Origin of the sequence: Pseudomonas taetrolens, from assembly GCF_900475285.1 — a bacterium.
Taxonomy (GTDB): domain Bacteria; phylum Pseudomonadota; class Gammaproteobacteria; order Pseudomonadales; family Pseudomonadaceae; genus Aquipseudomonas; species Aquipseudomonas taetrolens.
In genome coordinates, this window is the sequence record NZ_LS483370.1 from 4791230 (window position 1) to 4804954 (window position 13725).

Genomic DNA, 13725 nt, shown 5'->3' on the forward strand with positions numbered 1-13725 from the left:
AAACTTCTATGTATATCCCCCGCGCCTTCGAAGAACTGCACACGCCCACCTTGCATGAACAGATGCAAGCCACGCCTTTACCGGTACTCGTGACTCACGACAGCCAAGGCCTGTTCGCCAGCCATATTCCTTTGCTGCTAAACCCGCACGAAGGCGACTACGGCACGCTGTACGGACACTTTGCTCGCGCCAACCCGCAGTGGCAGACCCTGGCCGAAGGCGCTGAAGCGCTGGTGATCTTCACGGGCGAGCAGGCTTACATCAGCCCGTCCTTCTACCCCAGCAAAGCTGAACACGGCAAAGCGGTCCCTACCTGGAACTACGTGGCGGTCCACGCCTACGGCCAGGCCGAAGTATTCGACGATGCCGAACGCCTGCTGGCGCTGGTCAGCGAGTTGAGCAACAAGCACGAGTCCAGTCGCTCCCAACCTTGGGCTGTCAGTGACGCGCCTACGGACTACATCGACAGCATGCTCAAGGCGATTGTTGGTTTTCGTCTGCCAATCACCCGCTTGGACGGCAAACGCAAACTCAGCCAAAACCGCAATGCTGCCGATCAGGCCGGCGTGCGATCCGGGCTTTTGGCCAACAGCAACCCGCAAGACCACGCACTCGCACTTTTAATCGCTAAGGAATAGCACCGTGCCCCAGCCACTCCAGATCAAACCTGCCACTGCCGCCGATCATGATCACTGGCTACCTCTGTGGCAGGCGTATTTGCACTTCTATAAAACCGAGTTGCCGGCCGAGGTCAGTCAATCTACCTGGCAGCGCTTTCTCGACCCCACCGAGCCCACTCACCTGGCGCTGGCATGGAAGGGTGATACAGCCGTGGGCATGGTGCACTACATCTATCACCGCTCTAACTGGAGCATTGGTAACTCCTGCTACCTTCAAGACCTGTTTGCCAGCCCGGAGGTGCGCGGTACAGGTGTCGGCCGACAGTTGATCGAACATGTTTACGCCGCCGCCCGCGCCGCGCAGTGTGCCAAAGTCCACTGGCTGACCCAGGAAACCAATGCCACGGCGATTCGGCTTTATGAACGTATTGCCGAACGCCCCGGGTTTATTCAGTTTCGCAAATCCTTGTCATAAAAAGGAACGCGCAATGTCGGAATCTCTACAACACTGGCAACCGGCCCAAGCGCCCGACAACAGGTCCCTCGAAGGGCGCTTCATTCGTCTGGAAAAGCTAGACCCGATACGTCACGGCGATGAATTATGGCTAGCCTTACAAGGGCCGGACAGCGACCCCAAGCTGTGGGACTACTTGCCCTACGGACCTTTCCACGAGCGCACCACATTCGATGCATGGCTCAAGAACCACGCCGCCAGCCTTGACCCGCATTTCTACAGCGTTATCGATAAATCCAATGGCCAGGCACAAGGGCTGCTCAGCCTGATGTCCATCGTTCCGGATCATGGGCGAATCGAGATCGGCCACGTGACCTTTGGTGCCCCTATGCAGCGTTCGCCGAAAAGCACCGAAGCCGTGTACCTGCTGGCCAAGGAAGCCTTCGCACTGGGCTACCGTCGTCTGGAATGGAAGTGCAATAACGACAACGCCAGATCCAAGCGTACCGCAGTACGATTGGGGTACACGTTTGAAGGGGTTTTTCGCCAGCATATGGTGGTAAAAGGCAAAAATCGTGATACCACGTGGTACAGCATTATCAGTACACAATGGCCGCCTATAGCCGCAGGCTTCGAAAAATGGCTGGCATTGGATAACCAACCAGAAAGCGGCCAAATAAGAACCCTGGAAGAATGCAGAGACTCAACTGTATAAAAAATGATCAGAGCGCCCGACAAGAACTGTCGGGCGTTTTTGTGTCAGGCAGGGGTTAAAACTTTCGAGGCCGGCGCACGACACCCATCTGCAACCCAAAAGGCTTAAAGACTGCATTCAGGGATTTAAGCGTGGGATTACCTTCGTCGTGCTCGATTTGAATCAACGTACGCACCGAGATTTTGCACATGCGGGCGTACTGGGTTTGCTGCAACTGAGTGACATCCACCCGAAAGCGCTTCACCGCCTCGCCCAAGGTGATTTTGCCTTGGGCCAGGTCATCTTCAATGCTCTGGATTTTTGCCTGGCGAACGTCGATAGAGAGCGTCATTTCAAGCCCCATTCCTGCAGTCGCTGATCGAGATTCCTCAGCGCAATTTGCGGATGATTCATCGTCACATCCGGTAAGCCGCTGGCGCTGAGTAGATCGGGCAATGCCAATAGTTGCTGCGCGTCGTGGCGCAAGCGATCAAAGGCCAATTGCGGGTCGATAACGCCGCGCAATGAATCACACGCAGCGCGCCAATCAACCGCCCCCGCTCGCTCGATAGCCAAAGGCCATTTAGTAGTTCGGGTAATGCCTTCGTCATCCATCACCATCGGCGCCAGGTCATAAATCGGCGCCAGGCGAAACGAATCCGAGCCACGAATGATCGCAGTGTTGCGCCCGTGGTTATCGCTGTTGCCCAGAATTTTGTTCAGCAGATCGCGGCGCAGATATTCAGCGACCAAATCCGGGATTTGCGCTTGCTGCCCCGCCTGTGTCCAAAGGGTGGCCAGCAACTCGACAACTTCCAGATGAGTCATGGTGCTCCCAGGTTCCGTGACTTGGGCCAAGGAGTAGATCGACTCTACGGCGTAGCGCTGAACGCCTTGAGCCTCGATGTGACGGTCAAAACGCTGCATCCACAGGCTTGGCTTGCGCCCCTCTTCCAACGCCAGGCCCTGGGCCGGAACAGTTTCAATTCCTAGCGCCTGCAAGGCCTGGTAGTAAAGGAACTCACTGCGCAAAATGACCTGATCACGCTCGAAGGCCTGGTTGCGGGCAAACTTGATAAACCAGTGCTGTTTAACCTGAGCGTCTGCGAGGGTGGCGTCCGGGTACAGCAAGCCGTCAGCACCCTCAGCCATCAATAGCTTGGGAGCCTCGCCACCCGCACCCGTTGCACCACCAATCGCCGCACCCTGTTCGTGGGCGTACTCCAGAAAGCTATTGTCACGAACGATGACATCCTCACGCGAAAAACCCATCGCCTGACGCTGATCGAGCTGCTCAAACGATTCTTTTATTCGCAGATGCCCAATAGGCGCGGGCGTGCTTCGCCCCAGCAAAAACAAGTCATCGCTCAGGTGCTCCGGCTTTTCACGGCCTATTTGTTTGATCAGCACTTTTTTCGCCGCACCCGCAGGCGCGATGTCATGCAAAAACGCCGGGGCCTGCTTCGTGTGTCTGGCATCCCACTCAAGAGGAACACACGCGCTCACCGATGCGGCGAAAGGACTGTCGATGGCGCCCAGATTATCCAGCAGATAATCCTGTTTATAGCCAAAGCGACACGGACCATCGAGGCCTTTTTCCGGCTCAGGAAAAGCCAGCGTCATCGCATCCAGCCATTGGCCGGCACTGTAGAGCTGAAGGGTCAGCTGAAACATAACGTCACCTGCAATTTAATGCACTTTCACGACCGAGAAATAACACATACCTGCAATATAGTGCAGGCATACCGATATTTCCTTTGCTTTCATGCATTTTATTGCAGATAAGTTGCCCTTTTAACCTTGATATCTGCACTAAAGTGCAGATATCAAATTCAAGGTAAAAAAAAGGGGAGCACATGCTCCCCCGAGGTTTAAAGCGTTTGGATCAAAGGCGTATCAGGCTTCGATTTCGATAAGAATCTCGCCCGGGTTGACGCGGTCACCCTTGATCACGTGAATGGTGACGACCTTGCCAGCGATCGCGGCCTGTACTTCGGTCTCCATTTTCATGGCTTCGGTGATGAGTACCGACTGGCCTGCCTTGACGATGTCGCCAACATTGACCAGTACATCAACGATGTTGCCCGGCATGGCAGTGCTGACATGACCCGGCTCGCTGGCTTGCCTGCGCTTGCTTGCAGAGCCGCCGACGAATTCGTTGAGTGGTTCAAACACAACCTCTTCCGGCATACCGTCGATGGACAGGTAGAAGTGGCGCTTGCCTTCCGCCTTAACGCCAACACCGGTAATGTCGACGCGGTAACTTTCACCGTGCACGTCGATCACGAACTCGGTTGGCACCCCTTCGCCGCCCGCCTTGCTGACACCACCCGCTTCCGGGATTGGCAGCAACACTTCTGGAGACAAAGTACCTGCAGCACGCTCTTCAAGGAATTTGCGACCGATGTCCGGGAACATGGCGAAGGTCAGCACGTCTTCTTCGGATTTGGCCAGCGCACCAATTTCGCCACGCAGCTTGACCATTTCAGGCTTGAGCAAGTCAGCCGGACGCACATCGATCAACTCTTCGTTACCGATGGCCTGACGGCGCAGCTTCTCATTCACCACCCCCGGTGCCTTGCCGTAGCCACCTTGCAGATACAGCTTCACTTCGTTGGTGATGGTCTTGTAGCGCTCACCCGCCAGCACGTTAAAGAACGCCTGGGTACCGACAATTTGCGAGGTTGGCGTCACCAGCGGAGGGAAGCCCAGGTCTTCACGCACGCGCGGGATCTCAGCCAACACCTCGCTCATGCGGTTTAGAGCGCCTTGCTCTTTGAGCTGGTTGGCAAGGTTGGAAATCATCCCGCCCGGTACCTGGTTGACCTGAACACGGGTGTCGACAGCCGTGAACTCGCTTTCAAACTGGTGATACTTCTTACGCACAGCGTAGAAGTACATGCCAATTTCCTGCAGCAGCGCCAGGTCCAGACCGGTGTCGTATTCGCTGCCTTTAAGGGCTGCGACCATCGATTCGGTACCCGGGTGGCTGGTGCCCCATGCGAAGCTGGAGATCGCGGTGTCGATATGGTCGGCACCGTTTTCGATCGCCTTGAGCTGGCACATGGCAGCCAGCCCGGCGGTGTCGTGGGAGTGAATAAAAACAGGCAGGCTGATTTCAGCTTTCAGCGCCTTGACCAGCTCACCCGTCGCGAACGGCGTCAGCAGGCCGGCCATGTCCTTGATTGCTACCGAGTCGCAACCCATGGCTTCCATTTGCTTGGCTTGAGCCACAAACGCTTCAGTGGTGTGCACAGGGCTGGTGGTGTACGCGATAGTGCCCTGGGCATGCTTGCCGGCAGCTTTGACCGCCTCGATAGCGACACGCAGGTTACGTACGTCGTTCATGGCATCAAAGATGCGGAACACGTCGATCCCGTTAACCGCCGCCTTGGCCACAAACGCTTTGACCACGTCGTCGCTGTAATGGCGATAGCCCAGCAGGTTCTGCCCACGCAACAGCATTTGCAGACGCGTGTTAGGCAAGGCGGCGCGCAACTGACGCAGGCGCTCCCACGGGTCTTCTTTAAGGAAACGTACGCAAGCGTCAAAGGTGGCACCGCCCCACACTTCCAGAGACCAGTAGCCGACTTTGTCGAGCTTGTCGCAGATCGGCAGCATGTCTTCAGTGCGCATGCGAGTGGCCAGCAGCGACTGGTGAGCATCACGCAGGATGGTGTCAGTTACGAAAATCTTCTTGGACATTGAAATATTCCTCACAGGCCTGCGTGGGCGGCGATGGCAGCAGCGATGGCCAGAGCCAGCTCTTCGGGTTTGCGCTTGATCGAGTAGTTGGTCAGTTCAGGGTGGCTCTCTACGAAGCTGGTATTGAACTGGCCACTACGGAATTCCGGGTTACGCAGAATTTCCTGGTAATACGCGGCGGTGGTCTTCACCCCTTGCAGACGCATGTCGTCGAGGGCGCGCAAACCACGGTCCATCGCCTCTTCCCAAGTCAGCGCCCATACCACCAGTTTCAGACACATGGAGTCGTAATACGGTGGAATGGTGTAACCGGTGTAGATCGCCGTGTCGGTACGCACGCCAGGACCGCCGGGCGCGTAATAACGGGTGATCTTGCCGAAGCTGGGCAGGAAGTTGTTTTTCGGATCTTCAGCGTTGATTCGGAACTGCAGGGCAAAACCCCGGTGATGGATATCTTCTTGCTTGATCGACAGCGGCAGGCCGGAGGCGATGCGAATCTGTTCGCGAACAATATCGATGCCGGTGATTTCTTCGGTGATGGTGTGTTCCACCTGCACTCGAGTGTTCATCTCCATGAAGTACACCTCGCCTTCGGCGAGCAGGAACTCCACGGTACCGGCGTTCTCGTAACCCACGGCCTTGGCTGCGCGCACAGACAAGTCACCGATGTAGGCGCGCTGCTCCGGGGTCAACTGAGGACTTGGGGCGATTTCGATAAGCTTCTGGTTGCGGCGCTGGATCGAGCAATCGCGCTCAAACAAGTGCACCACGTTGCCAAAGCTGTCGCCAAGAATCTGGGCTTCGATGTGTTTGGGGTTAACGATGCATTTTTCGAGGAACACTTCAGCCGAGCCAAAAGCTTTGGTGGCTTCAGAGATCACTCGCGGGAACGCTTGTTCAAGCTCTTCACGGCTGTTGCAGCGACGAATGCCACGACCGCCACCACCCGAGGTAGCCTTGAGCATGACCGGATAGCCAATGCGCTCGCCTTCAAGCAATGCTTCATGGATGTCGGCAACGTTGCCTTCAGTGCCCGGGGTAACCGGTACACCCGCCTTGATCATGCTGCGGCGCGCTTCGGTCTTGTCACCCATGCGGCGAATGACTTCAGCCGCCGGCCCGATGAACTTGATCCCGCGCTCAGCGCAGATATCAGCCAGCTCGGCATTCTCTGACAAAAAGCCGTAACCGGGATGCAAGGCATCACAACCGGTTTCAACTGCCAGGTTCACCAGCTTGCGCGGGTTGAGGTAACCGGCCAGCGGGTCATCACCAATGCTGTGTGATTCATCTGCACGCTTTACGTGCAAAGCATGCCGGTCAGCTTCGGAATAGACCGCAACTGAGCGAATACCCATCTCGGCACAAGCGCGCACGATACGGACGGCAATTTCTCCGCGGTTGGCGATCAGGATCTTTTTTATCACTTGGAGGTTTCCTAAAGCCCATGGAACAAACGACCTGCTAGACCAAGTCGGCACGTGTCCAAATGTGTCTGAACCGTTGCGTTGTCACACTAGTCCTGTGTAGTGATTAATAAAAATCAATAATTCTTGGGATGATCATAAGCAAAGACTTATAGTTGAAGAACTCAACGCCTCAAAAAAGAGCATAAAAATGCGTAAGTCATTGATGCGTATCACATTACGACAGCTTCAAATCTTCAATGAAGTCTGCGATTTACGCTCTTACAGCCGCGCAGCTGAAGAAATGTCTCTGACACAACCAGCCGTGAGCCTACAAATTCGCCAGCTTGAAGAGCTGATTGGGCAACCTTTATTCGATTACGTCGGCAAAAAGCTATACATGACCGAGGCCGCTGAAGCGCTTCAGCGCGCCAGCCGAGATATTTTCGGGCGGCTGGAAAACCTCGATATGCAGCTGTCGGACATGCTGGGGTCACTGCAGGGGCAACTGAAATTAGCGGTCGAATCGAGTGCTAAATATTTTATTCCGCATTTATTTGCGGCTTTCAAACGCCAGCACCCGGAGGTCAATTTGCAACTCACGGTGGTGAATCGGGCACAGGCCGTGCGCCGACTGTCTGATAACCGCGATGACCTAGTGATCATGTCGATGGTGCCGCAGGACATGGGCCTGGAGTTTTTGCCCTTTTTGAATAACCCGATCATCGCGGTTGCACCGGTCGACCATCCACTATGCGCGCAGAGCCCTTTGCATTTAAGAGATCTGGAACCCTTTACGTTGCTCATGCGCGAACAGGGTTCAGGCACACGCCTTGCCTGCGAAGAGTATTTCAAAGAAAAGCGTGTGCACTTCAGCCAAACTCTGGAAGTGGCTTCCACCGATGCTCAGCGTGAATGTGCAGTGGCCGGGTTGGGCGTGGCCTTGTTGACGCGCCACGCCGTTAGCCTGGAGCTGGCGACCGGCTTGCTGCGCGAGCTGCCGATCGAAGAGTTGCCGCTGTATCGCAGTTGGTGCGTGGTGCAGGCCAAAGCCAAGCGCCTGTCACCGGTAGCCCATGCATTTTTAGGGTTTATTCGCAGTGAGCGTCTGTTAATCAGCGCACTGGTCGAGCGCTTCGCCGGTCACTTGCCGGCGCGGCCTGCCAATAGTTGATCCCATTGAGATCGGGGTAATCAGCCGTTTCCAGGCGCAGTTGGCGCTGGCTCGTATGGTCTTCAATCGCGCGACGGAAGGCCATGCGGCGCTGATCTTCCTGCTGACGGCGAGTTTTGACGGCGCTATTGCGTTCTTCGTAGGACTGAGCCATTTCGAGTCTCCCAAGGCGTATACGGGAGCTTCACGATGGACTTTGTTTATGACGGCTTGGCGAAGGCAGGATGACAAAAACATGAACGCTATAGTTCGAACCCAATCGTGAAACCACTCCCGAAGGCTGCAATTAAAACCGCAGACCCTCATGAAGCCGGATTACAGGTACGACTACAGCGGACGTGAAGATGCTTAATCTTCGATATTTTTCAATGACTTGGGTGACAGGCGCAAACTACGAAGGCTGCGTTTAACGCTTTTGAGGTGGTTGACCAGGCTTGGACCGCGAGCCATGGCTACGCCCATAGCCAGCACGTCAATCACCACCAGATGGGCAATGCGCGAAGTCAGAGGGGTATAGATTTCGGTATCTTCGTGGACATCAATCGCCAGATTGACGGTAGCGAGCTCGGCCAGCGGGGTTTGACTCGGGCACAAGGTGATCAGGGTCGCGCCGCTTTCACGCACTAGATTGGCGGTGATCAGCAAATCTTTGGAGCGCCCGGACTGAGAGATGCAAATCGCCACATCAGTGGGCTTTAAGGTGACAGCCGACATGGCCTGCATGTGCGGGTCGGAATAAGCAGCTGCGGTCAGCAACAGGCGAAAAAACTTGTGCTGGGCATCAGCCGCCACCGCGCCCGACGCTCCAAAACCATAAAATTCGACCCGCTGTGCTTGTGACATGGCTGTCACGGCACGCTGCAGCGCAACCGGATCCAGTTTTTCGCGCACATCCATCAAGGTGTGCAGCGTGGTATCGAAAATCTTCAGGCTGTAGTCAGCCACAGAATCGTCTTCATGGATCGCAAACTGACCAAAACTGGCACCTGCCGCAAGGCTTTGTGCCAGCTTGAGTTTAAGGTCCTGAAATCCTGAACACCCGATCGCCCGACAAAAGCGCACGATGGTCGGCTCGCTGATGCCAACACTGTGGGCGAGGTCGGCCATGGAACTGTGCATAACAGCCGCAGGATCAAGCAGCACGTGATCGGCGACCTTGAGTTCCGATTTACGTAACAAGTGGCGCGACTGGGCAATATGTTGCAGCAAGTTCAAAGGGCAGGACTCGGTCTGGAAAGGTTGGCTACCGGGGATGTAGCAATCTTGTAGTTATACTACAAGAATTCGCTTTCTGCCCAGTCAATCCACACGAACCAAGCCCTTCCTGCCCCACAATCACGCAGCTTTTGCTCTATGTAGCCCTTCCCCGCACTACAAAAAAACTACATTTCTACGTAATAATTCACCCAAATCCAATGAGTTAACCGGGCAACTGATCAAGTACCCCTGCACTTCGTCACAGTGTTGAGCCTTGAGAAATGCCAGCTGCACGTCATCTTCGACACCTTCGGCCACCACTTTTAGATCAAGGCTGCGAGCCATTGCAATGATCGCCACCGTGATGGCCTCGTCTTCGCTGCAGCGACCAACACCCTGAATAAACGTCTGATCAATCTTCACGTAGTCCACCGCAAAACGCTTGAGGTAGCTGAGCGATGAATGACCAGTACCGAAATCATCGATCGACAACTTCACCCCCAGCCTGTGCAATTGCTGGAACGTCGCAATGACGTATTCAACATTTTCGAGCAACTGACTTTCTGTCAACTCCAGCTCCAGGAAATGCGGCGCCAGACCGGTATCCTCTAATACCTGACGCACCAGGCTTACCAGCGTCCCTTGACGCAACTGATGCCCCGACAGGTTCACCGACACCCGAATGGGCGCCAGCCCTTCGCGCTGCCATTCACACGCCTGGCGGCAGGCTTCACGCAGCACAAACTCGCCGATTGCGCCGATCAGCCCTGTCTCTTCGGCCAGACCGATAAAGTCGCTTGTGGGGATGCGACCCAACTGCGGATGATCCCAACGCACCAGTGCTTCGGCAGCCTGCAGCCTCCCTGTCGCCAGGCATAACTTGGGCTGGTAAAAAACCTTGAGCTGATGTTCGGCGATGGCTTTACGCAGCTGATTTTCCAACTGCAACCGCTCAAAGGTGCTGTGTTGCAGGCTATGACTAAAAAATTGAAAGCGACCGCCGCCCAGATGCTTGGCCTGCTGCATGGCTTTGTTTGCCTGATTGACCAGCGTGCCAGCGTCCCGCGCGATGTCAGACAGCAGGCTGATACCGATGGAGGCACTGACGACCAGTTCATGGTCTTCAATTACCAGCGGCCGGCTCAGCTTGCTCAGCAGTCGGGTTGCGACTCGCGCCAGGCTGGTCAGGCTGCCATAGGCATCGAACAACACCGCGAACTCATCACCCGACAGGCGCGCGATTGTGTAGGCTTCAGGCATGGCCTTGACCATCCGTTTCGCAACTTCTTGCAGAACTTGATCAGCCAGCTCATGCCCCAGGTTGTCATTGAGCAGTTTGAAGCGGTCAAGGTTGATATGCAGCAATGCCAGGCTGCGCGAGCCCTGCCGCACACGCAAATTGGCCTCCTCCAGACGCTCTCTGAATAACAGCCGATTGGCCAGGCCGGTCAGTTCATCGAAATGCGTGAGGTGACGCACACGTGCTTCGGATTCTCGTCGCGCCGAGAGGTCGCTGACAAACGCCACAATATGGCTGATGTGCTCGTTATCATCCCGCACCACCTTGAGCTGAAGCCATTGTGGATACAGCTCGCCGTTCTTTCGCGTCTCAACCAGCTCGCCTTGCCAGCGATCCAACTGATCAAGCGAAATTTGAATGGTCGGAAAATGTCGACTGGCATCGCGGCAACAGGCCAGCTCATCCATTCGACGCCCGATCAACTCTTCTACGGTGTAACCGCTGATATGACTAAAAGCCCGATTGACAGCCAATGCGGCGTAAGACGGATCGAGAATGACAATGCCTTCACTGGCCGCTTCAAATACGGTGGCGGCCAGGCGACGCTGTTCCACCTCCCCCACCAGCTCTGCATTCAGTTGCTCACTGCGTACATTAGCGAGCTGCAAGTCTTCGAATAATGCCTGAGGGTGTGCATGACGCGCCTGACGGCGACTCACTTGCCAGCCGAGAACGCCCAGCAGAGCCAGGAAAACTCCCAGCCCAATGCCGAAAAAAACACCCTGATAGCTGAAACTCTGAATCATCGGCAAAATTCTTATCAGTGGATCAACCAAAAGTTGCCCGAGCATACACAAGCAATGCCTGCGGCCAAACGGTGACGCGTCATTAAATAGATGAAATAAATATGCTGAATCAGTCCGCACCGCGTGCTCCGTTTTAAAGCACTCAACCCAAGACCGCGACGGACGGACAAGCAGAGGACAACACTAAGCGGCATTGGGGTTTGCCCGGTTTGAGCCAGCACCCTAGAATGCGCCGATGCGCGATGATCTCTCTCTCTTGTTAAATTCCCTCAACGATGCCCAACGTCAGGCCGTCACGGCCAGTGTCGGGCGTCAGTTGGTTCTGGCCGGCGCAGGTTCCGGCAAAACCCGTGTGTTGGTGCACCGTATCGCCTGGTTGATCCAGGTCGAAAACGCCTCCCCGCACTCTGTGCTGTCGGTGACCTTCACCAACAAGGCCGCTGCCGAGATGCGCCACCGCATCGAACAGCTCATGGGCATCAACCCGGCCGGCATGTGGGTAGGCACCTTCCACGGCCTCGCACATCGTCTGCTGCGGGCGCACTGGCAAGAAGCCGGGCTGAGCCAGACCTTCCAGATTCTCGACAGCGATGACCAGCAACGCTTGGTCAAACGTGTGATTCGTGAACTCGGGCTGGACGAACAACGCTGGCCAGTGCGTCAGGCGCAATGGTTTATCAACGGTCAAAAAGACGAAGGTCTGCGCCCTAAACATATTCAAGCCAGCGGCGACTTGTTCCTGGCCACCATGCGCAACATCTACGAAGCCTACGAAGTTGCATGCCAACGCGCAGGCGTAATCGACTTCTCTGAACTGCTGTTGCGTGCCCTGGACCTGTGGCGTGACCATCCGGGCTTGCTGGCGCATTACCAGAAGCGTTTCCGGCATATTCTGGTGGACGAATTCCAGGATACCAACGCCGTTCAGTATGCGTGGCTACGATTACTGGCCAAGGGCGGCGACAGCCTGATGGTCGTAGGGGATGACGACCAATCGATTTATGGCTGGCGCGGCGCCAAGATTGAGAACATCTACCAGTACTCGACCGACTTCCCGGATGCCGAAACCATCCGCCTGGAGCAAAACTATCGCTCCACCGCCGGTATCCTCAAAGCGGCCAACGCCCTGATTGCCAATAACAGCGGACGTATGGGCAAAGAGCTGTGGACCGACGGCGGCGAAGGCGAAGCAATCAATCTATACGCGGCCTTCAACGAACATGACGAAGCACGTTACGTTGTCGAAACCATCGAAAGCGCCCTGAAAACCGGTCTTGCTCACAGCGATATCGCTATTTTGTACCGCTCCAACGCCCAATCACGTGTGCTTGAAGAAGCGCTGCTGCGTGAGCGTATTCCGTACCGTATTTACGGTGGCCAACGCTTCTTCGAGCGGGCGGAAATCAAAAATGCCATGGCTTATATGCGCCTGCTGGAAGGTCGAGGCAATGACGCCGCTCTGGAGCGGGTCATCAACGTACCGGCTCGCGGCATCGGTGAAAAAACCGTCGAAGCCATTCGCGAACACGCTCGACACAGCGATGTGTCAATGTGGGAAGCGATGCGCCAACTGATCGCCAATAAAGCCCTGCCAGGTCGCGCTTCGGGTGCCATCGCCGGCTTTATCGAACTGATCGAAAACCTGTCGGCAAAAGTCATGGAGATGCCTCTGCATCTGATGACCCAAACCGTGATCGAACAAAGCGGGCTGATTGCCTACCACCAGGCGGAAAAAGGCGAAAAGGGCCAGGCCCGGGTAGAGAACCTTGAGGAACTGGTCAGCGCGGCGCGCAACTTCGAAAGCAATGACGAAGACGAAGAACTGTCGCCTCTGGCGGCTTTCCTCGGTCACGCCTCGCTGGAAGCCGGTGACACCCAGGCTGAAGAACATGAAGACGGCATCCAGTTGATGACGCTGCACAGCGCCAAAGGGCTGGAATTTCCATATGTGTTCCTGGTCGGCATGGAAGAAGGTCTGTTCCCTCACAAGATGAGTCTGGAAGAACCCGGCCGCCTTGAAGAAGAACGCCGTCTGGCCTACGTGGGCATCACTCGGGCCATGCACAATCTGGTCATGACTTATGCTGAAACCCGACGCTTGTACGGTAGCGAAACCTATAACAAGGTTTCGCGTTTCGTACGCGAAGTACCCAAAGGTCTGATTCAGGAAGTTCGGCTTTCCAACAGCGTCAGCCGTCCTTTCGGCGGCGGCCAAAAGCAAAGCGCCAGCACTTTGTTTGGCGGATCAGAGATCCCTGAAACCGAATTCAAACTCGGTCAGATGGTGAAGCATGCCGTGTTTGGTGAAGGCGTTATCCTCAACTTTGAGGGCGCTGGCGCTCAAGCGCGGGTGCAAGTCAACTTCTCCGAAGGCAGCAAGTGGCTGATGATGGGCTATGCCAAACTTGAGGCTGTCTGACAGCAACACG

At 55.7% G+C, this 13725-nt stretch carries 11 protein-coding genes and 1 pseudogene; 5 read left to right on the top strand and 7 right to left on the bottom strand.

Annotation, left to right across the window (positions count from 1 at the left end):
- Window positions 1-8 precede the first annotated feature (8 nt).
- Genes DQN55_RS21985 through DQN55_RS21995 form a run of 3 tightly spaced genes read left to right on the top strand, consistent with a single transcriptional unit; the run spans window position 9 to window position 1789 of the window.
- Complete coding sequence (locus DQN55_RS21985) at window positions 9-638, top strand: FMN-binding negative transcriptional regulator (protein ID WP_048381611.1); 630 nt, start codon at window positions 9-11, stop codon at window positions 636-638.
- A gap of 4 nt (window positions 639-642) precedes the next feature.
- Window positions 643-1095: a GNAT family N-acetyltransferase gene (locus DQN55_RS21990; protein WP_048381610.1), complete on the top strand. Its 453-nt coding sequence runs from the start codon at window positions 643-645 to the stop codon at window positions 1093-1095.
- Window positions 1096-1108: 13 nt separating this feature from the next.
- On the top strand, window positions 1109-1789 hold the full coding sequence (locus DQN55_RS21995; protein ID WP_048381609.1) for a GNAT family N-acetyltransferase: 681 nt from the start codon (window positions 1109-1111) through the stop codon (window positions 1787-1789).
- A gap of 55 nt (window positions 1790-1844) precedes the next feature.
- On the opposite strand, the gene DQN55_RS22000 is transcribed toward DQN55_RS21995, so the two are convergent.
- The 4 genes from DQN55_RS22000 to DQN55_RS22015 form a co-directional block, all read right to left on the bottom strand.
- Window positions 1845-2120 carry a helix-turn-helix domain-containing protein gene (locus tag DQN55_RS22000; protein ID WP_048381608.1) on the bottom strand — a complete coding sequence of 92 codons (276 nt, stop codon included), beginning with the start codon at window positions 2118-2120 and terminating at the stop codon, window positions 1845-1847.
- Window positions 2117-3442 carry a type II toxin-antitoxin system HipA family toxin gene (locus DQN55_RS22005; RefSeq protein WP_048381606.1) on the bottom strand — a complete coding sequence of 442 codons (1326 nt, stop codon included), beginning with the start codon at window positions 3440-3442 and terminating at the stop codon, window positions 2117-2119. The genes DQN55_RS22000 and DQN55_RS22005 overlap by 4 nt, the downstream gene beginning before the upstream one ends.
- A gap of 222 nt (window positions 3443-3664) precedes the next feature.
- Window positions 3665-5473: a sodium-extruding oxaloacetate decarboxylase subunit alpha gene (gene oadA, locus DQN55_RS22010; RefSeq protein WP_048381605.1), complete on the bottom strand. Its 1809-nt coding sequence runs from the start codon at window positions 5471-5473 to the stop codon at window positions 3665-3667.
- Between the two features lie 11 nt (window positions 5474-5484).
- On the bottom strand, window positions 5485-6900 hold the full coding sequence (locus DQN55_RS22015) for an acetyl-CoA carboxylase biotin carboxylase subunit (protein ID WP_048381600.1): 1416 nt from the start codon (window positions 6898-6900) through the stop codon (window positions 5485-5487).
- Window positions 6901-7090: 190 nt separating this feature from the next.
- Here DQN55_RS22015 and DQN55_RS22020 point away from each other — a divergent pair, with 190 nt between their 5' ends.
- Window positions 7091-8053, top strand: coding sequence for a LysR family transcriptional regulator (locus DQN55_RS22020; RefSeq protein WP_048381599.1), 963 nt, complete (start codon window positions 7091-7093; stop codon window positions 8051-8053).
- Here the strand turns inward: DQN55_RS22020 and DQN55_RS22510 are convergent.
- The 3 genes and pseudogenes from DQN55_RS22510 to DQN55_RS22035 form a co-directional block, all read right to left on the bottom strand.
- Window positions 7995-8207: a PA3496 family putative envelope integrity protein gene (locus tag DQN55_RS22510; RefSeq protein ID WP_074702820.1), complete on the bottom strand. Its 213-nt coding sequence runs from the start codon at window positions 8205-8207 to the stop codon at window positions 7995-7997. The genes DQN55_RS22020 and DQN55_RS22510 overlap by 59 nt on opposite strands.
- A 194-nt stretch (window positions 8208-8401) precedes the next feature.
- Window positions 8402-9268 carry a transcriptional regulator HexR gene (gene hexR, locus DQN55_RS22030; RefSeq protein WP_047279049.1) on the bottom strand — a complete coding sequence of 289 codons (867 nt, stop codon included), beginning with the start codon at window positions 9266-9268 and terminating at the stop codon, window positions 8402-8404.
- A 156-nt stretch (window positions 9269-9424) separates the two neighbouring features.
- A pseudogene (locus DQN55_RS22035) lies at window positions 9425-11101 on the bottom strand (putative bifunctional diguanylate cyclase/phosphodiesterase); the annotation flags it as partial.
- Window positions 11102-11531: 430 nt separating this feature from the next.
- Here DQN55_RS22035 and uvrD point away from each other — a divergent pair.
- On the top strand, window positions 11532-13715 hold the full coding sequence (uvrD, locus tag DQN55_RS22040) for a DNA helicase II (protein WP_048381596.1): 2184 nt from the start codon (window positions 11532-11534) through the stop codon (window positions 13713-13715).
- Window positions 13716-13725 lie beyond the last annotated feature (10 nt).